The 20,461-nt window shown below is 61.5% G+C and carries 24 protein-coding genes and 1 tRNA gene; 18 read left to right on the top strand and 7 right to left on the bottom strand.

Translation table 11 applies throughout. The annotated features are described in order from the left end of the window. The first annotated feature begins 71 nt into the window (after window positions 1–71). Window positions 72–3,815, top strand: a complete 3,744-nt coding sequence (locus POF53_RS01195) for an EAL domain-containing protein (RefSeq protein ID WP_498965996.1) — start codon at window positions 72–74, stop codon at window positions 3,813–3,815. Between the two features lie 17 nt (window positions 3,816–3,832). Beyond that, window positions 3,833–3,909: transfer RNA gene (locus tag POF53_RS01190), tRNA-Ile, on the top strand. A gap of 94 nt (window positions 3,910–4,003) precedes the next feature. Here the strand turns inward: POF53_RS01190 and POF53_RS01185 are convergent. From POF53_RS01185 to POF53_RS01170, 4 genes are read right to left on the bottom strand one after another with little or no spacing between them, the layout of a single operon-like run. Further along, entirely contained in the window at window positions 4,004–4,195 is a 192-nt protein-coding gene (locus POF53_RS01185) for a hypothetical protein (RefSeq protein WP_498965994.1), read from the bottom strand. After that, a complete protein-coding gene (locus POF53_RS01180) occupies window positions 4,188–5,237 on the bottom strand; it encodes a phage integrase (protein ID WP_498965992.1) in 1,050 nt (349 codons plus the stop codon). The genes POF53_RS01185 and POF53_RS01180 overlap by 8 nt, the downstream gene beginning before the upstream one ends. A 6-nt stretch (window positions 5,238–5,243) precedes the next feature. After that, window positions 5,244–5,774 (bottom strand): WYL domain-containing protein, encoded by a 531-nt coding sequence (locus tag POF53_RS01175; protein ID WP_498965990.1) that lies wholly within the window; start codon window positions 5,772–5,774, stop codon window positions 5,244–5,246. 23 nt (window positions 5,775–5,797) lie between these two features. Beyond that, entirely contained in the window at window positions 5,798–6,034 is a 237-nt protein-coding gene (locus POF53_RS01170) for a helix-turn-helix domain-containing protein (protein ID WP_498965988.1), read from the bottom strand. A gap of 89 nt (window positions 6,035–6,123) precedes the next feature. Here POF53_RS01170 and POF53_RS01165 point away from each other — a divergent pair, with 89 nt between their 5' ends. The 9 genes from POF53_RS01165 (at window position 6,124) to POF53_RS01125 (ending at window position 11,680) form a co-directional block, all read left to right on the top strand. After that, window positions 6,124–6,342, top strand: coding sequence for a hypothetical protein (locus tag POF53_RS01165; RefSeq protein WP_498965986.1), 219 nt, complete (start codon window positions 6,124–6,126; stop codon window positions 6,340–6,342). A gap of 9 nt (window positions 6,343–6,351) precedes the next feature. Continuing rightward, window positions 6,352–9,045 carry a toprim domain-containing protein gene (locus POF53_RS01160; protein ID WP_498965984.1) on the top strand — a complete coding sequence of 898 codons (2,694 nt, stop codon included), beginning with the start codon at window positions 6,352–6,354 and terminating at the stop codon, window positions 9,043–9,045. A gap of 452 nt (window positions 9,046–9,497) precedes the next feature. Continuing rightward, a complete protein-coding gene (locus POF53_RS01155; RefSeq protein ID WP_498965982.1) occupies window positions 9,498–9,860 on the top strand; it encodes a DUF7673 family protein in 363 nt (120 codons plus the stop codon). Beyond that, window positions 9,857–10,138, top strand: a complete 282-nt coding sequence (locus tag POF53_RS01150; RefSeq protein WP_313650289.1) for a hypothetical protein — start codon at window positions 9,857–9,859, stop codon at window positions 10,136–10,138. Before POF53_RS01155 ends, POF53_RS01150 begins: the two co-directional genes overlap by 4 nt. Continuing rightward, window positions 10,132–10,326: a carbon storage regulator CsrA gene (gene csrA / locus POF53_RS01145; protein WP_498965980.1), complete on the top strand. Its 195-nt coding sequence runs from the start codon at window positions 10,132–10,134 to the stop codon at window positions 10,324–10,326. The genes POF53_RS01150 and csrA overlap by 7 nt, the downstream gene beginning before the upstream one ends. A 172-nt stretch (window positions 10,327–10,498) precedes the next feature. Then, window positions 10,499–10,633 carry a hypothetical protein gene (locus tag POF53_RS01140; RefSeq protein ID WP_498965978.1) on the top strand — a complete coding sequence of 45 codons (135 nt, stop codon included), beginning with the start codon at window positions 10,499–10,501 and terminating at the stop codon, window positions 10,631–10,633. 14 nt (window positions 10,634–10,647) lie between these two features. Continuing rightward, window positions 10,648–11,037, top strand: a complete 390-nt coding sequence (locus POF53_RS01135) for an Arc family DNA-binding protein (protein WP_498965976.1) — start codon at window positions 10,648–10,650, stop codon at window positions 11,035–11,037. Then, window positions 11,034–11,303, top strand: coding sequence for a hypothetical protein (locus tag POF53_RS01130; RefSeq protein ID WP_498965974.1), 270 nt, complete (start codon window positions 11,034–11,036; stop codon window positions 11,301–11,303). Before POF53_RS01135 ends, POF53_RS01130 begins: the two co-directional genes overlap by 4 nt. 164 nt (window positions 11,304–11,467) lie before the next feature. Further along, the gene (locus POF53_RS01125; protein ID WP_313650332.1) at window positions 11,468–11,680 is read left to right on the top strand and encodes a hypothetical protein; all 213 of its coding nucleotides are present in this window, start codon (window positions 11,468–11,470) and stop codon (window positions 11,678–11,680) included. Here POF53_RS01125 and POF53_RS01120 read toward each other — a convergent pair. From POF53_RS01120 to POF53_RS01110, 3 genes are all read right to left on the bottom strand, one after another. Next, window positions 11,650–11,904, bottom strand: a complete 255-nt coding sequence (locus POF53_RS01120) for an ogr/Delta-like zinc finger family protein (protein ID WP_313650330.1) — start codon at window positions 11,902–11,904, stop codon at window positions 11,650–11,652. The genes POF53_RS01125 and POF53_RS01120 overlap by 31 nt on opposite strands. 71 nt (window positions 11,905–11,975) lie before the next feature. Next, window positions 11,976–12,836 carry a phage portal protein gene (locus POF53_RS01115; RefSeq protein WP_498966042.1) on the bottom strand — a complete coding sequence of 287 codons (861 nt, stop codon included), beginning with the start codon at window positions 12,834–12,836 and terminating at the stop codon, window positions 11,976–11,978. Further along, a complete protein-coding gene (locus tag POF53_RS01110; RefSeq protein ID WP_498965971.1) occupies window positions 12,748–14,793 on the bottom strand; it encodes a terminase large subunit domain-containing protein in 2,046 nt (681 codons plus the stop codon). Before POF53_RS01110 ends, POF53_RS01115 begins: the two co-directional genes overlap by 89 nt. A 158-nt stretch (window positions 14,794–14,951) precedes the next feature. Here POF53_RS01110 and POF53_RS01105 point away from each other — a divergent pair, with 158 nt between their 5' ends. The 7 genes from POF53_RS01105 to POF53_RS01075 all read left to right on the top strand — a co-directional run bounded on the left by POF53_RS01105 (window position 14,952) and on the right by POF53_RS01075 (window position 20,459). Beyond that, on the top strand, window positions 14,952–15,914 hold the full coding sequence (locus POF53_RS01105) for a GPO family capsid scaffolding protein (RefSeq protein WP_498965969.1): 963 nt from the start codon (window positions 14,952–14,954) through the stop codon (window positions 15,912–15,914). After that, a complete protein-coding gene (locus POF53_RS01100; RefSeq protein WP_094011488.1) occupies window positions 15,914–16,930 on the top strand; it encodes a phage major capsid protein, P2 family in 1,017 nt (338 codons plus the stop codon). Before POF53_RS01105 ends, POF53_RS01100 begins: the two co-directional genes overlap by 1 nt. Continuing rightward, window positions 16,930–17,655 (top strand): phage terminase small subunit, encoded by a 726-nt coding sequence (gpM, locus tag POF53_RS01095; protein WP_498965966.1) that lies wholly within the window; start codon window positions 16,930–16,932, stop codon window positions 17,653–17,655. Before POF53_RS01100 ends, gpM begins: the two co-directional genes overlap by 1 nt. A gap of 96 nt (window positions 17,656–17,751) precedes the next feature. Further along, window positions 17,752–18,213: a head completion/stabilization protein gene (locus tag POF53_RS01090; RefSeq protein ID WP_498965964.1), complete on the top strand. Its 462-nt coding sequence runs from the start codon at window positions 17,752–17,754 to the stop codon at window positions 18,211–18,213. Next, window positions 18,210–18,665: a phage tail protein gene (locus POF53_RS01085; RefSeq protein ID WP_498965962.1), complete on the top strand. Its 456-nt coding sequence runs from the start codon at window positions 18,210–18,212 to the stop codon at window positions 18,663–18,665. The genes POF53_RS01090 and POF53_RS01085 overlap by 4 nt, the downstream gene beginning before the upstream one ends. Continuing rightward, window positions 18,655–19,332 carry a phage virion morphogenesis family protein gene (locus POF53_RS01080; RefSeq protein WP_498965960.1) on the top strand — a complete coding sequence of 226 codons (678 nt, stop codon included), beginning with the start codon at window positions 18,655–18,657 and terminating at the stop codon, window positions 19,330–19,332. The genes POF53_RS01085 and POF53_RS01080 overlap by 11 nt, the downstream gene beginning before the upstream one ends. An 11-nt stretch (window positions 19,333–19,343) precedes the next feature. After that, window positions 19,344–20,459 (top strand): DUF2586 domain-containing protein, encoded by a 1,116-nt coding sequence (locus tag POF53_RS01075; protein WP_498965958.1) that lies wholly within the window; start codon window positions 19,344–19,346, stop codon window positions 20,457–20,459. Window positions 20,460–20,461 lie beyond the last annotated feature (2 nt).

Here is a 20,461-nt window from a genome sequence, read left to right as displayed (position 1 = left end):
TTGCCACTGTCTACCCAGCGGGCGAGATGCCCGTCTACACTCGAATCAGTCCCCCTGATCGAGAGGCCGCTATGCCCATGATGCCGGCCTTCCTGTTGCTGCTCCTGCTCGCCTGGAACACAACGGCCGGCGCCCTGACCCTGACCGACGAGGAACAAGCCTGGCTCAGCGCCCACCCGCAGCTGCGCCTGGGCGTCGATGCTTCATGGCCGCCGTTCGAATTTCGCGACCAGGAAGGTCGCTACCAGGGATTGGCCGCCGATTACATCGCCCTGATCCAGGAACGCCTGGGGATCACCCTCAAGCCGATCGAGCCCAGCAGCTGGACCGAAGTGCTCGCACAGGCACGCAGCAACCGTCTCGACTTGCTTCCCGGGATCATGTCCACCCCGGAGCGCCAGAACTACCTGGCCTTCACCCGCCCCTACCTGGACTTCCCGATCGTCATCCTTGCCCATTCCGGCGGCGCGCAACCGCGCAACCTCAAGGACCTTTACGGCCTGAAGATCGCCGTGGTGGAGAACTACGCGCCCCACGAACTGCTGCGCACCCACCACCCGGATCTCAACCTGGTGGCCATGCCCAACGTCAGCTCGACCCTGCAGGCCCTGGCCACCGACGAGGTCGACGCGGTGGTCGGCGACCTCGCCTCGAGCATCTGGAGCCTGCGTCAGCTAAAGCTGGACGGCCTGTACGTCAGCGGCGAGACCCCTTACCGCTACCAGCTGGCCATGGCCGTGCCCCGCCAGCAAAAGGTGCTGGTCGGCATCCTCGACAAGGTGATGGCCGACATGAGCAGCAGTGAAGTCAGCCATATCCAGCAACGCTGGGTGGGCAATGTCGTCGATCAGCGGACCTTCTGGCACGATGTACTGCTCTATGGCCTGCCGGCGGTGCTGGTGCTGATGGCCATCCTGGCGGTGGTGATCCGCATCAACCGCCGCCTGAGTTCGGAGATTTCCCGGCGTATCGCCCTGGAACAGGAGCTGCGCAGCAGCGAGTACCACTACCGCGGCCTGATCGAGAGCCTGTCGGCGGTGGCCTGGGAGGCCGATGCCAACGACTTCAGCTACAGCTATGTCTCGCCCCACGCCGAGGACCTGCTCGGTTACCCCACGGGCGAGTGGCTCAAGCCCGGCTTCTGGCGCAGCATCCTGCACCCGGAGGATGCCCTCTGGGCGCAGGCCTACTGCGACAGTGAAACGGCGGCCGGACGCGATCACAGCCTCGACTACCGGGTGATCCGCGCCGACGGCCATACCCTGTGGGTGCGCAATATCGTCAGCATGATCGAGCACGGCCACAAGTCGCTGATGCGCGGGCTGATGATCGACATCAGCGAGACCAAGCATACCGAGGATGCCCTGCGCCTGTCGGAGCAGAAGTTCGCCTCGGTGTTCCAGCAATGCCCGGACATCCTGATCATCGCCCGGCACAGCGACGGCTGCCTGCTGGAGGTCAACGAAGCGTTCGAGGAGCTGATCGGCCTGAATCCTGCGCAAGTGATCGGCCGCACCGCCACCGAGCTCGGCTTGTGGGGTGTGGCCGGCACCGGCCCGGCATTGCTCGAACGCCTGCACCGCGGCGGCATCCGCAACCTGGAAATGACCTTCCGGCGCAACAACGGCGAGCTGTTCACCGGCCTGACCTCGGCCGAAACCTTCGAACTGGACAGCATGCCGGCACTGGTGGTGGCGATCCGCGACATCAGCCAGCTCAAGGAAACCCAGCAGCAACTGCAGACCTCCGAGGAGAAGTTCGCCAAGGCCTTCCACGCCTCCCCCGACGGGCTGCTGCTGTCGCGCCAGAGCGACGGCCTGCTGCTGGAGGTCAACGAAGGCTTCTGCCGCCTGACCGGCTACGATGTCAGCACGACGGTTGACCAGACCTCGCTGGACCTCGGTATCTGGGTCGACCTCGGAGAACGCCAGCGCCTGGTCGATCAACTACAGCGCGATGGCTTCGTGCGCGACTTCAGCTGCCATATCCGCCGCAGCGACGGACAGATCCGCCTCTGCGAGCTGTCCGCCCGGCCACTGCCGATCGGCGGCGTCGACTGCATGCTGACCATCGCCCGCGACATTACCGAGCGCCACCTGATGCAGGAGAAGCTGCAACTGGCCGCCACGGTGTTCGAGAACACCGCCGAAGGCGTGCTGATAACCGACACCGACCAGCGCATCAGCGCGGTCAACCGCGCCTTCAGCGAGATCACCGGCTACAGCGAGATCGAAGCCCTTGGCCAGACCCCGCGCCTGCTCGCCTCCGGCCAGCACGACAGTGCCTTCTACGTTGCCATGTGGCACCAGCTGACCGCCGAGGGGCACTGGCAGGGCGAGATCTTCAACAAACGCAAGAACGGCGAGCTGTACCCCGGCTGGCTGACCATCAGCGCCGTGCGCAACCACGAGCGCGAGATCACCCACTTCGTCGCCGTGTTCGCCGACATCTCCAGCCTCAAGCACGCCCAGGCCAAGCTCGACTACCAGGCCCACCACGACCCGCTCACCGGCCTGCCCAACCGCGCCCTGTTCGAAAGTCGCCTGCAGGCCGCGCTGAACTGCGCCCAGATATCCAATCGCCAGGGCGCGGTGCTGTTCCTCGACCTCGACCGCTTCAAGCACATCAACGACAGCCTCGGCCACCCGGTGGGCGACCTGCTGCTCAAGGGCATCGCCCAGCGCCTCAAGGAGCAGGTGCGCGACGTGGACACCGTGGCCCGCCTGGGCGGCGACGAGTTCATCATCCTCCTGCCCGGCCTGCACAAGCCCAGTGATGCCAGCGCCATCGCCAACAAGCTGCTGGCCGGCTTCCACGCGCCGTTCCAGGCCGGCGAGCACGAGTTCTTCACCAGCGCCAGCATCGGTATCAGCTTGTACCCGCAGGACGGTACCGATGTCGCCAGCCTGATCCGCAACGCCGACGCCGCGATGTACCGTTCCAAGGCCAAGGGTCGCAACCGCGTCGAGGCCTACACCCGCGAGCTCACCACCCAGGCCAGCGAACGCATTGCCCTGGAACACGAGCTGCGCCGCGCCATCGAGCGCAACGAGCTGAGCCTGTGCTATCAGCCCAAGTTCAGCCTCAAGACCCAGAGCCTGGTCGGCGCAGAGGCGCTGGTCCGCTGGACCCATCCCACTTTCGGCGAAGTGCCGCCCGAGCAGTTCATCCACCTGGCCGAGGAGAACGGCACCATCCTGCAGCTCGGCGACTGGGTGCTGGAGCAGGCCTGCCGGCAGATGCACGCCTGGAAGAAGGCCTACCATGCCTTTGGCCCGCTCTCGATCAACCTGGCCGGTGCCCAGTTGCGCCAGCCCAGCCTGGCCCGGCGTATCGAACAGCTGCTGCGCAGCTATCAGCTCAAGGCCGGCGACCTGCAGCTGGAGATCACCGAGAACTTCATCATGAGCCAGGCCGAGGAAGCGCTGAGCGTGCTGCATCAGCTCAAGCTGCTGGGCGTGCAGTTGGCCATCGACGACTTCGGCACCGGCTACTCCTCGCTCAGCTACCTCAAGCGCCTGCCGCTGGACATCCTCAAGATCGACCAGTCGTTCATCCGCGGCCTGCCGGACGATCCCCACGACGCCGCCATCGCCCGCGCCATCATCGCCCTGGGCCGCAGCATGCAGCTGACGATCATTGCCGAAGGAGTGGAAAACCAGGCGCAACAGCGCTTCCTGGCCGCCGAAGGCTGCGAACAGATCCAGGGCTACATCGTCAGCCTGCCGCTGCCGCCGAACGAGTTCGCGGCGACCTTTCTTCGCATAGCACAAACGGATCTTTCGGATGGCACGCTATCGAAACCCTCGTTATAATCCTGCGCACCTGCTGAGGGCCTATAGCTCAGTTGGTTAGAGCAGAGGACTCATAATCCTTTGGTCCACGGTTCGAGTCCGTGTGGGCCCACCACCTTCAAAGCCGCGCATTGCGCGGCTTTCGTGCTTCTGGAATTTGGAAAAGTGGAGCTAGGCAGATTTCCAGCGTCCACATAACGTCCACATCGCTACAGGTTAAGCAAGAAGTCGCGAAGGTTCTGGCCATCAATTGGCCTAAGTGTGTAGTCGTTTCCAGTCTTCATGTGAATGATCGCGCCCTTGAGCCAATCGCGCTGGAAGGGGGTAAGGTCGCGAATCTCATCCACATTTATAACAAGCTCCAAATCCGTTTTGTCCATGACTTTCACAAACTTAGGCATTGCCGATGTCTCCATATTTTGACAGTGGGTTGAGATGTACGACTTCAGCTAAATGCCCAGGGCTGAAGTGAGCGTATTTTTGGGTCATCGCCAATGTGGCATGACCCAGAACCTTTTGCAGGGTCAGAATGTCACCGCCATTCATCATGTAATGGCTAGCAAACGTGTGCCGCAATACGTGGGTCAGTTGCCCTTCTGGCAGTTCCAGACCAATCGCCTCTACTACATCCCGAAATTTGGAGTAGCTTGACTTGAAAGGCAGAGCTTCGGCTAAGCGCTCTTGGAGGTGCGCAGTGATCGGAACGGTGCGGTTTTTACTGGACTTCGTTTTACTGTAATGAATTAGACCATTGCGGACTTGCCGGAGCGCCAGGCCCTCGGCCTCTCCCCATCTCGCACCCGTCGAGAGGCAAACCTCGGCAATCAACCTGACATCCGCGTCTCTATGGCCAAGGGCATCCAAAAGTGGTCGGATCTGCTCTGCATCCAGATAAGCCATCTCTGCTTCATCGAATTTCAGCTTGCGAACTTTGGCTAGTGGATTTTCACCTGACCATTCGCCAAGCCTCTCAAGCTCGTTGAACACCGCACGCAGATAAGCAAGCTCGTGATTGAGCATGTTGGGGCTAATCGGTTTGGCCACGTCTCCCTTCTTGCTGAAACCCCGACCTGGTGTACTCCTAGTGTACTTACCCTCAGCACGCTCGGCTCGATACGCAGCAAAGTGATTGGCCGTAAATTTATGCATCTTCGGATCACCCATTCGCTCTGCCATAGCCAGGAGCAGGCGTTCGCGCTCTTCACCTGTTTTCAGGTTCTGGCCATGTAGCCGGTACCAAAGCCGGACCAGATCACTCAGCTTCCGCTCATCGAGCTTCGGCTTCTTCTTGAACTCGCCCTTGGAACCATCGCCCATGATCCGGCGTTCGACGTGCATAGCTTCTTGCTTCGACTTCACCAGTCGGCGAATACGCGGGCCAGCTCGACCCTCGGGGCGGCAATCGACAAGCCACTGCCCGTCGTCCTGTTTTTTGATCGACATACGGGCCTACCGTGAACTCAACTCAAACAGCTGTCGGAAAGTGGCCATCTCACCGGTGGAAGTATCGGTGACCCGCCCCTTGATACGATCGAGCCGGAAGGTCCGTGGCTCGCCTCGCATGTGGCAAAAGCCCTTGAAGTAGGTGCTGCTGTTGCCCCGCCCCTTAGAAACCACCTTGTGTACCGTGACTTCACGGTCTGAATCGCCAGTGTCGAAGCTCTGGTAGGCGAACCTGATCTGTCGTTGCCCTTGCCACAGCACTCGACCGCTATCCATCAGGTCATCATCGTCGGAGTACGAGTAGGTCGAGCGTGCCGGCTGGTACCCCGTCGCACCCAGTTCACGTTGGGGCGTGTACTCCTGGTTCGCACGATGAACCTCTAGCGCTTCATTCAGCCATCCGACGAGCACGGCAATAACAAGCACTACCGCGACGACCCAGGCCCAGGTGGCCCAGTCGAAGTACCAAAGCATCAGCAGATCGATCACGACAACGCCCCCCATAGGGGCCTTGAACGACGGGTATTCCTTGTTCATGAATCTGTCCTTGTAGGTATGCGTCAGTGTGGGCTGATTTGTCCGCCATCCGGCGCGGTATCGCCCGTCATCAGCCATAACGTGTACTTCTTGAAGCGGGGGTGATTGGCGATCTTGAGCAGCGCCGGCGCCCCCAGCTCGATGATCCCCGCCTCGTACTTTCTGAAGGTGCTTTCGCTGAACTCCAGCACCTCGCAGAACTCACGCTGCGTCAGTCCCTCAGCTTTCCGGATTGCTTTGAGCTTGGTTGGAAAATCCATCACGTCCTCTTGACTTGTTCCTTACGCGGAACAACAATGTTCCTCGCAAGGAACATTTAGCCCCAATATTTTGCCAAGAGGTTAACAGAATGCAGATCGCCATCGACACGCCCTACGTCACGGTAGGCGAGTACGCCAAGCGCTCCGGCCAGTCCGATTCCGCCATTCGTCGCGAGATCGAGCAGGGCCGCTACATCATCCGCCCCAAGGTCGAGGGCTCGAAGTCGGCAGTTCTGATCAACATGGTCTACCTCGCTATGGAAGCCGCCGAGCAAGCTGAACGTGTTCGTGTAGAAGCCAAGCGGTAAGGGTCGAAAATGAGCGCACGCATCAACCCGGAGCACTTCGACCGCATCTACCTCGAGGACGTGATTCCCGCCCTCGAGCACGATCCGGAGCTGGGCTTCCAGGCCAAGGACGAGACGAAGGAGTACCTGAACAAGGGCATGTGCCCAAGCTGTGGTAAACGCTCAGTCTTCGTCAAAAAGGAAAAGCCCTATCAGCTCAAGTGCAACAGGCTGAACAACTGCGGCTACGAGGAACGCACCCGCGACCGCTATCAGCACCTGTTCGAAAACCTGAGTGAGCGCTTCCCGTCCACACCTGAGAACCCCAACGCCACCGCTGACGCCTACCTGAGCCGGGCCCGCGGCTTCGACATCAAGAAGCTCCAGGGCTGGTACACCCAGGGTCGCCGCCAGATGAAACCTTCCGGGGTTTGGGCCGACACCGTTCGCTTCCCCCTCTGCGATGGATATTGGGAACGCATCATCGATGCGCGTGCCATCGCCGGCAATGAGGATCAGAAGGCGGGTATCAAAGCTGGAATGCGCTACACCAACGCCGGTTGGGTACCGCCTGGCCAGACGATCGAAAAGCACGACCGTGTGTACATCGTAGAAGGCATCTTCCACGCCATCGCGCTGCACCTGGCCGGTTTCAAAACGATCGCCGCGATCAGCTGTGTGAACTTCCCCTGGGACATTGTCGAGGCCAACGCGGGCAAGCTCGTCACCTGGGTGATCGCCCTGGATGACGACAAGGCAGGTCGCACCTACATCCGCAAACACCTGAAAGAGCTGCGCTCCAAGAAGGAAATCGGCTGGGTCGCGCTGGCTGGAAAACTGGACTGGGACGACGTCTATCGAGACGGCAAGCTCGATCAGTTGTTCATCGAAGATGCCTGCTATCGCGGGCGCCTGTTCACTGCAGAAAGCGCCCGCAAGCTCGCTTACCTGGTGTATCTGCGCAAAGAGTCGGGTTTCTACCTGGTCGAGTTCAACAACCAGCTGTTTTCTGTCCGGGTCAACCAGGCCGAGCTGACCAAGGCCCTGGGCGATGACAAGCTGGAAGGCAATAGGGACATCTTCATTGGCGCATCAAAAGTGGAGCAGGTATCGAACTGTGTTCCGGATCTCGACTACCTGGAGAAGGACGTCATCACCGGTGAACAGCGGTACCACTTTAGCTTTGCGTTCCCCGATCAGACCCGTAACTGCCAGGCCGCGCTGTCCTCGGGATCGATCGCAGATCCTCGGGGTTTTGTGAAGGGTATGCTGGACTTCACACCTGGCGGCAACTTCGAAGGCGGCGCGCGGGAATTGGCATGGCTCAAGGCCAAGTGGCTGAACGACGAACATCGCCCAGTTCGCACCGTACGAAGCCTGCCGTTTCTCGGCTATGACGAAGACACCGGCACGTACTGCTTCCCCGACTTTGGATTCCAGAGCGGGCGCGAGCTGCAGGTAAACAGCCACGGCTTCATCGAGGTGAAAGGCCGGGGCATCAAGACCGCATTGGCCACCGTCAAGTTTGAACGCGGCGAGGAGTTCGACCCCTCCTGGTTCCGCGACTTCCTGGAAGTCACCGGCTTGAATGGCCTTGCTGCTCTGTCCTGGTGGACCGCAACTCTGTTTGTGCAGCAGATCGCCAGTCAGCAGGCGTCGTTCGGCTTCCTTGAGCTGAGCGGCGAACCTGGCTCGGGCAAATCCATGCTGCTGCGCTTCCTCTGGCGCTTGCTGGGACGCGAGAACACCGAGGGCATCAAGCCAAGCGGATCTGGCGCCAGCGCTGTGGGCCTGCTGCGATCGTTCGCAGAGGTCAGCAACCTGCCGCTGGTGCTGATCGAGTCCGACCGCACCTACATCGATGCACAAGGGCGCACCGTGACCATCCAGTTCACCTGGGACGACGTCAAACCGATGTTCGACTATCACGCTCAGCTACGGGTGACTGGCGCGAAAACAACGGGCAACGAGAAGCGCGTGGACCTTTGGCGCGGCGCGCTGGCCATCGCACAGAACGCAAGCGTCACCGGTGACGAAGCAACGCTATCGCGCATCGTGCACTTCCACTTCACGAAGGACGGCCACAGCCTCGCCCTCAAGCCCAAAGCCGATCGACTCAAGGCCATGAAGGCCACGCAACTGGGCGGTTACCTGCGCCGCTGCCTGGTCAATGAAAAGGCATGGTTGGACCGGTATTTCGAGGCCTTCCCACGGTTCGAACGCAAGCTGATGGAGAACCCCGCCATCAGCGAAATGCGGATCTATCAGTCCCACGCCCAGGTGCTGGCGGCAGCCTACGCCACACAGATGTTCTTTCCCGACTGGAGCAACCATGACCTGGACCAGTTGGCGGCACACATCGAGTCCCGCGCCATCGATCGGCAGCAGCGGTGCAAGTCGGAAGACCCCACGGCCGCGAAGTTCTGGCAGATCTACCACTACTTGAACGAGGACGTGGTGACGACGATCGACGCGGACGGTGAACGGGAGGAAACCCGGGAGACGCTGAACCACAGCACCGACAGAGAGCTGATCGCCATCAACATCGAGCACTTCCAGCAGCGCTGCAGGATGGCTGGCCAGGAGGTAATCCCCGACACCCAGCTGCGTCGAGCACTCGCCAGCAGCACAACCCACAAGTTCATCGAGCTACGCAAAGCCCGCTCACGCATAGAGAAGCGGTCCCTGAACCTGTGGTTCTTCAGCAAACGTGGCGGGGCTTGAAACGTAGGGGGTTTGCTCCTGTAGGGAGGGGTCCATGGGGTTGAAAGAAATTTGTGCGGAGTCCCCCGTTTTGTCCGGAACATCCGGAACATTTTTAAATTAATAGAAAAATAATCAATAAATACAGGTAGTTACGTAACTGAAAACGTTCCGGCAGCACCGGAACAGAGCGGAACGCACCGGAACAAATTCCGTTCCGGCATGTTCTGGAAATGTTCCGCTTTTGACCTTTGAGTCAACTTCAGCTGCAGCCCAGCAACCATGCGGGATACAGCGATTATCACGGAAAACCATGTTCCGGCATGTTCCGGTAGTACCGGAACGTTTTGGAAAAGCTGGAAGCCACGTATTTCAAGGCCTCCAGAAAACGCCCCCGGCGATGTTCCGGATGTTCCGGACAAAACGGGGGACTACACACGAGTGATTTTTTCACCCGCTCAAGGAGAGACGTCATGCACAACAACCACCGCACCCTGGCCACCGTCATGGCCGAAGCCCAGGCCCACCAGCAGCGCCTGCCCGCGATCACTACCGCCGGCACCCAGGCCTTACACCGCTTGGTCCCCCTCGCCCTGCGCGACACCGGCCAGAGCCGCGTCCTGGGCCGGTTCCTGCTGGGGGTCTACAACGGCGAGGACTTCCCCTTTGAACTCAGCGCCCTACGCGGCCTGGACCTGCCGCTGTTCGAGGACTGCCTGAAGGTGCTGATGATGGATTACACCCCGGACCTGGAGGTCCACGAACGCATCCAGAGTGGCAGCCAAATCTGGCAGCAACTGATCGAGCGATGGGCGCCAGAGGTCGTCGGGGAATGATCGTGCGTTACCTGGTCAACGGCACCTCCAGCGAACTGCCGCTGCCCTCGATCTACCTGGAGAGAGCACGACCGGAGGATCTGGCAGAGCTGGCGGCCAGCGACTTCTGGCGACAACGGCAAGACGTAATGCCGCCCGTCCTAAGCCTGGTCCACCTGGTGGAGGTGGACGGCTCGGATCTCGGGGTTTTCGAAGTGCGTAGCGAGCTGCGCCCCGTGTTCACCGCCGCTGCACTTTCTACTCAACGGAACCAACTCAGAAGGAAACCGAAATGCTGATTCTGACCCGCCGTGTCGGCGAAACCATCCGCATCGATGACGACATTGAAGTCACGGTACTGGGCATCAAGGGCAATCAGGTGCGCATTGGCGTAACCGCGCCAGAGTCCGTCGAGGTTCACCGCCAGGAGATCTACGAGCGCATCTATGGCGAGAGCGCGCAGCTTGATCCAGCCCTGCAGGGCTAGTTGGGAATAGACGGTGCCTAGGAGCGGCAACTCCAGGCACCAGCCACCACGAGAAGGAGAAACACCCTTGCAAGCATCTACCCCAAGCAGCAGCGATTCGAAGGCTACCACAACCCCGCGCCACCTGCAGGCGACCGCCATTGTAGGCGGCGCCCTCATCGGTTTCCTGGTCATGAAGACGCGGGAAGCCAGGAGCCAGCTGGAGAACGTGACCAACACGGCGTGCCTGCAGGGCGACCTGTCCACCCAGGACGCCGCCTTGGTCCACCAACTGCTGGCGGCATCGCCACGCACCAACCTGATTTGAAGGAGCACGCATCGATGACGACAACACACACCAACTCCCGCAACGCTGACAAGTTTGTGATCCGCCTGCCTGATGGCCTGCGAGGCCGCATCGCCGCAGTGGCGAGCGCCGCTCATCGCAGCATGAATTCGGAAATTGTCGCCCGCCTCACGCAGTCGATCGACGCTGACAACGACATGCACCAGGCCGGCGCGGTCACGGTGTTTCTGCCCGAGGTTGTCACCCAGGAAATCAGTGGCCTGGCCCAGCTCAACGAGCGGTCGGTGAACGGCGAAATTACCCATCGGCTCAAGCGCTCCACCGTCGTGGATCAGCTCAACGACGAGCAGGCCCGCATGATCGGCATCTTGCTGCGCAGGATCGAGGAGTTGGAATCGCGACTGCAGTTGAAGGGGGCCGCGTGATGGTGATCGACGGCAACCTGGTGGCGGTAACAGACATCGAGATAGACGAGGCGCGGCGTCAGCTGGCCCTGCCCGAAGACTTCTTTCTGATGCAGGCCACCCAGCGGCTTTACCACGACCCTGGCGACGGCACCGTGATGATTCCACTGCCCGCCGACATGCTGGTGGTCAACTTTGAAAACAGCTCAGGGGATAGAAGGTTTGGCGTGGTTCGCATCAACTCGCTCAAACATAAACTAAAGGGATACCAAAAGGATATTAATTGAATACCAAAATGGGCGCATCCGCGCCCATTTTCATTAAAGCGTTTATAAATGCCTCTATCAAGAAACCAAATCCCACATAAAATAGAGAAATTCAATGCCTTGACGCATGCAACTTTGGATCACAAAATATTAGCCATGTGCCATTATGCAAACGGAGTTACGCCATGACACACCCAGCCCCTTGTCTGACTGAGCTGGCCGACGATATTGAAAGCCATGGGAACATCCTTGCGTTGCTGACCGACGTGCATGGATCTGAACTTTCACCACGTGGCAGGATTGGCCTGATTCAGTTGTCGTCGGAGTTGATGCGGGATTACACAGACATCGAAGTTCGGTTCAAACGCTACCGCGCATCGTTGGCGCCGAGTTGCTGAAAGATCTCCTGCTGCCGGGTCCTGCTCATGCTGCTGAGGCGGTCGAACACCAGGCGGTCCATCATCTGCTCCGATGGCCGCAGCGTGTGGGAAAACGTGAGGTGTGACACGAAGCGGTGGCCACAATCCTGGCAGTCGCAGTAGAGGGAAACGAACTCCTTGGAGATATCGTTTCTGGAAGAGATCCGGCACTTTCCGCCACATTCCCTGCAGTACACTCGCATAATCCACCCCGGTTCCAAATTGGGCACTATTCTGCCACAAGAAAGTGCCCGCTGCTGCTTGGGCCATGGCTTCATTGCGCAAATGGCGCAGGCTCACGCCAACTTATACGGCGATCCTCTCGCAGCAGTTCGTTGACCTGGTCGAACAACTGGCAGATCGGCCTGATCTCATTGTTAGTGTAAACACGGTCGATCTTCTCGATATCACCAAAGCCCCCGGAGTTTTCTGGAATGATTCCCGCCAACGCTGGATTCATACGCCAGGCCGCGATGATGTCGTTCCTGGTGATGTTCTTCACCTTTTCCAATTCGTCCCGCGCCTGGAAGTCTCCCACAGGGATAATCTTGATCGCATTTTCCTGGCCGCCGGGAATATTGACGAACATCGAGCGGAAGTTACCTACACCTTTGCTCGCGCTGATCTGCGCCTGCAGGTTCTCTTCGTCTTCCTCCGACAGGTTGGGGTCGTTGGTGTAGAAGATGTAACCCGCGTGGGCGCCGTTGCTGTAGTAGCGCCGGCGGAACAGGGTCGCGGCCTCGTTGAGCAGCAGCGCCTGCAGGCCGCCCAGGTAGTCGGGCACGCCGTAGATGTTCTGCTCCACGTCGTAATCCTTGATGTGGATAACCTCGTCCTGGTCGAACTCCTCTTCCTTGCTGTGCGGCAGCAACATCGTGAAGCCGCCATCCACCTTCACACGCATGTTGAGCGCCGGCAGGTGCTCCAGCTCCAGGGCGTGGTCCGCGAAGTTGAAGTGCACCAGGAAGAACGCTTCCCCGAACACCATGTAGTCCATCGCCGCGCAGCCCATGGTATGGGTGCTGCAGCCCGCCGAGGGGATGAACTCACGCAACAGCAGGTTGCGTTTGAACTTGGGAATGGCGCCGTGGTGGGCGTTGGCACGCAGCAGCCGGGCCAGGCCGCCCCGCGACACCGGCGGCTTGTACAAACGTCCGTCGTCGGTAGGAAACACGCCCAGGTACTCGCCCATGTTGGCAGTAAGCACCTGCTCCGGCTCGCCGAACGTGAACACCCGCGTTCGCTGTTCCGCGTTCTGCTGGATGGGCCGGGTTTTTCTGCGTCGATTGGGCATGGGTTGCACTCATCAGGTAGCGGCTACGGCGCCGCCGGTTGGTGTTCAGGGGTTCGTTGTGCAGGGCGTGCATCACCGCCCAGGCGATGTCGGCGTGGCCGGTGGCATCCGTCCTGGACGCACTGAAGGTGATCTGACCGCCGCCGGTGGTGCCGCGCTTGATGGTCAGGAAGGCCTGGGCGATGTCGGTCCAGCCGGCGTCCCACTCGATCCGCGCCGCACGAATCACGTCTTGGGCTTTGAGCACCAACGTGGTTTTCGTCTCCAGGCTGTAGTGGATTTGCGTGGCGCGGGGGTAGAAGTCGTGCACCAGGTCGAACACGCCGATGCCGACGCCGGTTGTATCGATACCGATGTGTTGCACGTTGAAGCGCTCGGTCAGCAACTTCACCTGGTTGGCCTGGTAGGTGAACGACTGGCCCCGCCAACTGTGCTTCTCCAGGATTCTGAACTTGCCGCCCTGCTCCGCCGGCGGCGCCACCACCACACAGGTCGCATCGTCCCGGGTTCGGCTGGGGTCGTATCCCAGCCACACCGGAGCATCACCAAACGGACGGTCTTCGTGAGGCTTGTAGTCGTCCCACAAACCGAGGTCGGAGTAGCAGCTTTCGAGGTCGGCCAGCGCGAACGCTGACTGGGTGCTGTCGATGAACTTGCACATGAACAGCTGCTCGAAGCGCTCTTCATCGTTCTCCAGGCGTAGGCGATCGATATCGAACAGGTTGCAGCCGCCGGCTATGGCGTCTTCCAGCGTGATGATCTTGCGCCACTGCCCATCCGGGCAAAGCGTGCCGGCGTGGATCTCGGCATCGCTGGGCCAGGCGCCGGCCTTTTTGGCCCGCTTGCTGTTGCGGAAGGTCTCGCCCGTCCAGAACGGATAGGCCTCATGGGTGACCGCGCTGGGGGTCGAGAAATACGTCTGCCGCCACTTCGCATGGGCGGCCATACCGCTGGCCACGCCCTGGATCTTGTCGAAGCGCGGAATCCAGAAGATTTCGTCCACGTACAGGTGCCCGTGGTAGCTCTGCGCGGTGTTGGCGTTGGTGGACAGGAAGCGCAGTTCGGCCCAGGGCTTGCCGTCCTTGCTCAGCTTGATCGGGTTGCCGGTCAGCTCGATGTCGAACCACTTGCTGGCAAACTCCACGATGTAGCTGCGGAACACCTCGGACTGGGCACGGCTAGCCGACAGGAAGATTTGGTTATCCCCAGTCAACACCGCGTCCATGAAGGCCTCGGCTGCGAAGTAGTAGGTCAGGCCGATCTGCCGAGACTTGAGGATGTTGCGAATCCGCGCCGTCAGCGGGTTCTTCTTGGCCTCGAATAGCTCCAGCTGATAGTTGAACATCCTGGATGTGAACTTCTCCAGGAAGTCCACTTCGGTCAGCTGGCTGATGTCGTTCTTCAGCGCCTTTTCCCGCTTCTTGCTACCACGCTCGCGGCGCTCCTGGCGCGGCTCCTGGTCGCGTTCGTGGCGCTTGCGCGGAGCACCGCCATCCGCCGGCGCAACTGGCCGGCTCGACTGTTTCAGCAACTTATCGCGAATTGAGGTCAGACGGTCCAGCTCGTCCAGTTCGGCCTTGGTCAGCGTTTCCTGCTTCTCCAGGATGAGGGTGATTCGCCGGCTCACAGCGGTCACCGGCTCTTCATCGGTCAGCATGTCGTCCCAACCGCCCTGGCGGATCCAGTAGTAAATGATCCGCACGTTGGGCAGCTTCAGCTGAGCCTGGATTTCCTTCACCGATGCTCGGCGCAGGTAGAGGCGTTTCGCGGCCTCTTTGACTTCGATGGAGTAGTTCATGGGCCGCAGTCTATGCGGCGAAAACCCTGAAAACGCGGGGTAAAACTGCGTGAAATTCCTAGATCGTGGAAATAGGAATTTCGCTCAAGCAAAGCGTTTGGCCGGTGCCGATCGGCTCCCTATCGTGGCGCTCATCGACCACCACCGAGCCACCCACAATGCCCCGTTCCCTCGTCTCCTACTGGAAGCGTGTCGCGCTCAGCGGCTTCACCGCCGACAACCGCGAGATCACCGTGCAGGAGCTGGTCGATTGTGCCGAGACCTACAAACTCACCACTTACACCGCCGTAATCTGGAGCGAGCATGAACGTTGGCCAGGCTCCCACGGCACCGTGTTCGCCCTGCGCCTGGTCACCGAGAGCGACGACCCCGAGCTGGAGCCCGGCCAGGTGGCCCTGGAAGCGCAGCTCAAGCCCAACGACAAGCTGCTGCACCTGAACGACCAGGGCGAAAAGCTGTTCACCAGCGTGGAGATCACCCCGAATTTCGCCAACACCGGTCGCTTCTACCTCACCGGTCTGGCCGTCACCGATTCACCCGCCAGCCTGGGCACCCAAGAGCTGTATTTCTCCCGTGGCGCCCGCAAGGGGCACCGCTACGCCAAGACCTCCTACTACTGCGCCGCCGTGCCCCTGGATTCCCTGCGCGAAGGCGGCCAGCAACAGGGCGAGCTGCGCCGCTTCTTTTCCGGACTGGCCGGCCTGTGCAAGCGCTTCGCCGACATCACCACTCCCGATACCCCCTCACCCGACGAGAACCAACCAATGGATGAAGCAACTGCCAAGGCGCTGAAAGCGCTGTATGACCAATTCGTGATCCTGCTGGCCGGCATGCAGGCCGTGCTTGAGCCGGTCGTGGAAGAAGTGGACGACAGCGAGAACAAAGAAGCTGTCGATGCCGTGGGCGCCGCTGTCCAGGACGTGGTGGATGAAGCCGACGAAAACCGCGAGTTCAACCGCAAGGGCGGTAAGGGCGGCAACAAGCAGGTCAAGGAGCTGAGCGCCCGCATGGATGAACTGCAGGAAACCATGACCCAGATGTTCAACCAGACATCGAACCGCCGTCAGGTACCGCGCACCACTGGCCCGGCCAACACCAAACGCGGCAAGGGCCTGCGCTAATGGCCGCCCTGTCGCAGCGCGCTGCAGCGCAATACCTGCAGCTCCAGGAAGATCTGGCCGAGGCCTACAACACTGGTGACGCCGCTCGCACCTTTGCCGTGGAGCCAACCCATGCCCAGGAGTTGAACGACCAAATCACCGAGCGAGTGGACTTCCTGGGCCGTATCAACGTCGTGCCGGTCAGCGAAATCAAGGGCGAGAAGGTGCTACTGGGCCTGAACGGCCCGGCCACCAGCCGCACCGACACCGACAAGAACGACCGCGAGCCGCGTCACCTGCTCGACCTGAAAAACAACACCTACGAGCTGTTCCACACCGAGACTGACGTGGCGTTGAAATTCGCCACCATCGACGCCTGGGCCAAGTTCCCGGACTTCGCCCAGCGCTACCTGGCGGCGGTGCAGAAGCGTATCGCCTTGGACCGCATCATGATCGGCTGGCATGGCCTCAGCGCCGCGAAGCAGACCGACCTGGCCAACTTCCCGATGCTCCAGGACGTGAACAAGGGCTGGCTGCAGATCGCCCGCGAGCAGATCCCCGAGCAGATCCTGAAATCGGACCCAGCCAAGAAGATCACCCTGGGCAAAGGCGGCGACTACGAAAACCTCGACTCCGCGGTGCATGACGTCAAGCAAATGATCGACCCGGTGTTCCGCGACGAGGGCGACCTGGTGGCCATCGTCGGCTCGGATCTGCTGGCCCACGACAAGGGCCGCCTGTACGCCGCCCAGGGCCAGACACCGACCGAGAAAGAGCGCATCGAGGATGCCCAGGTGATCGCCACCTATGGCGGGCTGCCGTCCTTCTTGATCCCGTTCTTCCCGAGCAAGGGCATCGTCATTACCTCCTGGGACAACCTATCGATCTACTTCCAAGACACCAGCTGGCGGCGCCACCTGATCGAGAACCCGAAACGCTCCCGTACCGAGGACTACAACGGGCGCAACGAAGGTTACGTGATCGAGCAGTTGGGTAAGTTCGCCGGCCTCGAAGCCAGCTCTGTGGAGCTTGTGTGATGAGCCTGGCTCTGGCCCACAAACGGCGGATCCTGGAGGAAGGCGTGGCGGTGTTGGCCAGCAACCTGGCCGCTGCCGCACTGCCCTACTCCCCCAGCGAGGCGTTGAGCAGCCCGGCGAATGCCGCCAAGCATCTGGCCCTGATGGAGGTCGGCCTGGCCGAGGACCTGGCCCGCCTGAGCGATATCAAGGGCCTATCCACTCGCCAGGACCTCAAGCGCAACGAGCTGCTGCCCAAGTACCAGGACTACGTCCAGCGCTATGTCGAATCCGGCCTGGTCTTTCCAAACCGAGTGCTCGTCCAGGTCATGGTCTGGCTATTCGATACCGCTCAGTTCGAGGACGCCCTGGAGCTGGCAGACATCGCGATCGAGCAGGGGCAGGAAATGCCCGAGCGCTTCAAGCGCCGCGACATCCAGACCTTTGTCGCTGATGCCGTCTGCGAATGGGCCTATGGCGAGTATCAGGCGAAGCGCAGCCCAGAGCCGTACCTGTCCAGCTTGCTGCCGCGTGTCGATGGCGAGTGGGAGCTGACGGAGCAGATCCCGGCCAAATTCCACAAGCTGATCGGCATCCGTGCACTGGAGGCCCAGGAGTGGACCAAGGCGATCGAGCATCTGGAACGCGCCCAGGCGCTCTATCCCAAGGTCGGCGTAGGCACCCGCATCGAGAATGCCCGCAAGGCTTTGAACAAGCAGCAAGCCGCCGCCAGCGGCACCGAATAACCGACTACCCCCCCAGCGGGAACCCGTGAAACGAGTCGGCCATTTATGGCCCGCCCCGTGGCAACGGTGTTTCCCGCCCTTTTCGAGTGGCCAGCGATGAGCTTTTCAGGCAAACCCACCACGGTCTTGGACCAGACCATCGAGAACAACGGCTTCTGGCCGAACCTCTCCCTGGCTGAGTACCAGAAGGCTTACCGCCTGCCAGGCGAGTACCTGGGCGAAACGCTGGTCACTCATCTGACCGTGGCCATGGCCGAGATCAACCAGGACCTGCAGAAGCTGATGACCAGCTGGCAGGGCCTGGGCATGACCGCCGTGGCCAGCGCTGATCCGATGCTACTGCCAGAGCGCAAGCTGAAGACCGATCTGTACAAGCGTGCCGTGTACTGCCGCGCCAAGGCCGCCGGCTTGGCTGACTACGCCACGGTGACCCGTCGCGACGTAGCCGAGAACACCGGCAAGGAAGCCCCGGAGCGCGCCGAGACCTACCTGGCCTACAGCCAAGGCGCTGTGCGTGCCCTGCAGGGCCGTAGCCGCATCACGGCGGCGTTGCTGTGAACCAGTTGAAAGCGCTGACCGCCTACTTGCTCGAGCGCGAGCTGGTGCCGCCTGAACAGCTCGACGCCTGGTCGGAACAGGTCGACCTGCAGCTGGTGTGGGCTGAAACCGAACGCGGCCTGCAGATGGGCAACATGCGCTACCGCGCCGTGTTCGACTTCGAGCGCTTCACCGGCCACCCCGGGCGCCTCATGGCCCTGGTGGGCAGTTGGCTGGAATCCCACGATCCCGAGCGCCACCGGTTCGAACTGCCGACGCCGGCGTTCAACGTCGAGCCGCTGGACCTGGGCAACGACCTGTTCGACGTGGAGCTGGTCCTGGACTTTGTAGAGCCTCAGTACCTGGCCGAGGACGACGCCGGCGAGATCGAGGCCTTCGGCAGGACCTGGTCGTTTGTGCCGTTCGACCTGTGGGTTGCCGAGCGCGGCGAGGTGGCCAGCCATGGCCAGTAGGGTTCTGCAGCAGGACATCCGGGGGATGTTGGACGCCCAGAAGCAGCTCGCCCTGCTGGAGCTGCCCCCGCGCCTGCGCCGGCGCCTGCTCAACAACGTGTCGAAGCGCACTCGCTCGATGAGCCGCCGGCGGATCCGCGCCCAGGAGAACCTGGACGGTACGCCCTTCGCCCCGCGCAAACGCTCCCAGCCAGGCCAGAAGAAGATGGAGGCCGGCCTGGGCAAGCTGCTGCAGGTCACCAGCCTGACCCCCGACCAGGCAGTGCTGGGCTGGAAGAACGGCCTGACTCGCTGGGTCGCGGGACAGCAACACAACGGCGCCTCGGAGCGGCGCACCGCGCAGCAGATGCGCCGCTGGAACCGCGTGCCTGAAGGTGCCGTGTCCACCGCCAAGCAAGCGAAACGCCTGCTCCGGCTGGGGTTCAAGGTCCGTCAACCCGGGAAGAAACGCCTGAGCCGCCCGAGCGTCGCCTGGATCCTCGAGCACGTGAGCTACATGCAAGCCGGCGTCCTGATTCGCGTCCTGGACGAGGAACGCGGCGAGACCACCGGCGCCGACAGCTGGGAAATCAAGCTGCCGAAACGCCAGTTCCTGGGCGCGAGCGCTCAAGAAACCAGCGACCTGGTGAACCAGGTACTGGACCAAATCCTTCACTCACCCCGCTAACGAGGCATCACATGGCACTCGGCAAAGTCAGCGTGAACAATCTCAACCTCGGCCAGGGTGCCGTGATCGAGATCGAGCGCTATTTCCTTTTCATCGGCCCCGCCGGCAAGAACGTCGGCAAGCTGCTGCCACTGAACACCGACAGCGACCTGGACAACGACCTGGGCGTGGCGGCCAGCGACCTGAAAACCCAGATCATCGCCGCCCGGGCCAACGGCGGCGACCGCTGGGCCTGCCTGGCGGCGCCGATCGGCGTTGAGGGTGATTGGTCCACGGCCCTGGAGTACGCCCAGCAACAAGGCTTTTCCGTCGAGGGCGTGGTAATCACCAAGCCGGTCACCACCGGCGCCGAGCTGGAGGCGATGCACACCGCCGCCGATCAGCTCAACGCCAAATACGGGCGCCGCGCCTTCGTCCTGGCCGCGTCCGCCGGCATCCTGCCGGTCGCCACCTGGGCCGAATACCTGGTGGAACAGAAAGCAATCACCGCCGGCATTGCCGCCCCGCGCGTCGTCGCCGTGCCCCAGCTCCATGGCAATGACCTGGGCGTACTGGCCGGGCGCCTGGCCAATGCGGCCTGGAGCATCGCGGACAGCCCCATGCGTGTGGCCAGCGGCGCAGTCCAGGGCCTGGGCGCGGTACCGCAGGACAAGGAAGGCGTACCGCTGCCGTCTGCCATTCGTAGCGAGCTGGACAAGGCGCGCTTTTCCGTCTCCCAGACCTACCCGGACTACGAGGGCGTGTACTGGGGTGACGCCAACATGCTGGACACCGCCGCGAGCGACTTCCAGGTCCTGGAATACCTCCGCCTGGCCGACAAGGCCGCCCGCCAGGTACGCCCTTTGCTGATCCGCCGCATCGGTGACCGCCGCCTGAACAACAGCGCCGCGAGCATGGCCGCCAACACCAGCGCGTTGATGGCGCCCCTGCGCAAGATGGCCAAGGCCGTGAAGTTCGCCGGCGAGGTGTTCCCGGGCGAGATCCAGTCACCCAAGGACGGCGACCTGGTCATTGCCTGGAAGAGCCGCAACCAGGTCGAGGTGTTCCTGAAGATCCGCCCGCACAACTGCCCCAAGGACATCACCGCGAACATCGCGCTCGACCTTTCCCAGGACAACCAGGAGTAACC

It is taken from the genome of Mitsuaria sp. RG (assembly GCF_028369275.1).
In the GTDB taxonomy this organism is placed as follows: Bacteria; Pseudomonadota; Gammaproteobacteria; order Pseudomonadales; family Pseudomonadaceae; genus Aquipseudomonas; species Aquipseudomonas peradeniyensis.
This window is presented reverse-complemented; position numbering and strand designations above follow the sequence as displayed.

What these genes read in the sequence shown, in the direction of transcription:
- POF53_RS01160 (WP_498965984.1), top strand. Translation starts at nt 6,352, where the DNA reads ATGAGCGCACGCATCAACCCGGAGCACTTCGACCGCATCTACCTCGAG.
- POF53_RS01125 (WP_313650332.1), top strand. Translation starts at nt 11,468, where the DNA reads ATGACACACCCAGCCCCTTGTCTGACTGAGCTGGCCGACGATATTGAA.
- POF53_RS01120 (WP_313650330.1), bottom strand. Translation starts at nt 11,904, where the DNA reads ATGCGAGTGTACTGCAGGGAATGTGGCGGAAAGTGCCGGATCTCTTCC.
- gpM (WP_498965966.1), top strand. Translation starts at nt 16,930, where the DNA reads ATGAGCCTGGCTCTGGCCCACAAACGGCGGATCCTGGAGGAAGGCGTG.
- POF53_RS01165 (WP_498965986.1), top strand. Translation starts at nt 6,124, where the DNA reads ATGCAGATCGCCATCGACACGCCCTACGTCACGGTAGGCGAGTACGCC.
- POF53_RS01080 (WP_498965960.1), top strand. Translation starts at nt 18,655, where the DNA reads ATGGCCAGTAGGGTTCTGCAGCAGGACATCCGGGGGATGTTGGACGCC.
- POF53_RS01075 (WP_498965958.1), top strand. Translation starts at nt 19,344, where the DNA reads ATGGCACTCGGCAAAGTCAGCGTGAACAATCTCAACCTCGGCCAGGGT.
- POF53_RS01195 (WP_498965996.1), top strand. Translation starts at nt 72, where the DNA reads ATGCCCATGATGCCGGCCTTCCTGTTGCTGCTCCTGCTCGCCTGGAAC.
- POF53_RS01110 (WP_498965971.1), bottom strand. Translation starts at nt 14,793, where the DNA reads ATGAACTACTCCATCGAAGTCAAAGAGGCCGCGAAACGCCTCTACCTG.
- csrA (WP_498965980.1), top strand. Translation starts at nt 10,132, where the DNA reads ATGCTGATTCTGACCCGCCGTGTCGGCGAAACCATCCGCATCGATGAC.
- POF53_RS01170 (WP_498965988.1), bottom strand. Translation starts at nt 6,034, where the DNA reads ATGGATTTTCCAACCAAGCTCAAAGCAATCCGGAAAGCTGAGGGACTG.
- POF53_RS01155 (WP_498965982.1), top strand. Translation starts at nt 9,498, where the DNA reads ATGCACAACAACCACCGCACCCTGGCCACCGTCATGGCCGAAGCCCAG.
- POF53_RS01150 (WP_313650289.1), top strand. Translation starts at nt 9,857, where the DNA reads ATGATCGTGCGTTACCTGGTCAACGGCACCTCCAGCGAACTGCCGCTG.
- POF53_RS01105 (WP_498965969.1), top strand. Translation starts at nt 14,952, where the DNA reads ATGCCCCGTTCCCTCGTCTCCTACTGGAAGCGTGTCGCGCTCAGCGGC.
- POF53_RS01140 (WP_498965978.1), top strand. Translation starts at nt 10,499, where the DNA reads ATGAAGACGCGGGAAGCCAGGAGCCAGCTGGAGAACGTGACCAACACG.
- POF53_RS01135 (WP_498965976.1), top strand. Translation starts at nt 10,648, where the DNA reads ATGACGACAACACACACCAACTCCCGCAACGCTGACAAGTTTGTGATC.
- POF53_RS01175 (WP_498965990.1), bottom strand. Translation starts at nt 5,774, where the DNA reads ATGAACAAGGAATACCCGTCGTTCAAGGCCCCTATGGGGGGCGTTGTC.
- POF53_RS01180 (WP_498965992.1), bottom strand. Translation starts at nt 5,237, where the DNA reads ATGTCGATCAAAAAACAGGACGACGGGCAGTGGCTTGTCGATTGCCGC.
- POF53_RS01185 (WP_498965994.1), bottom strand. Translation starts at nt 4,195, where the DNA reads ATGCCTAAGTTTGTGAAAGTCATGGACAAAACGGATTTGGAGCTTGTT.
- POF53_RS01100 (WP_094011488.1), top strand. Translation starts at nt 15,914, where the DNA reads ATGGCCGCCCTGTCGCAGCGCGCTGCAGCGCAATACCTGCAGCTCCAG.
- POF53_RS01090 (WP_498965964.1), top strand. Translation starts at nt 17,752, where the DNA reads ATGAGCTTTTCAGGCAAACCCACCACGGTCTTGGACCAGACCATCGAG.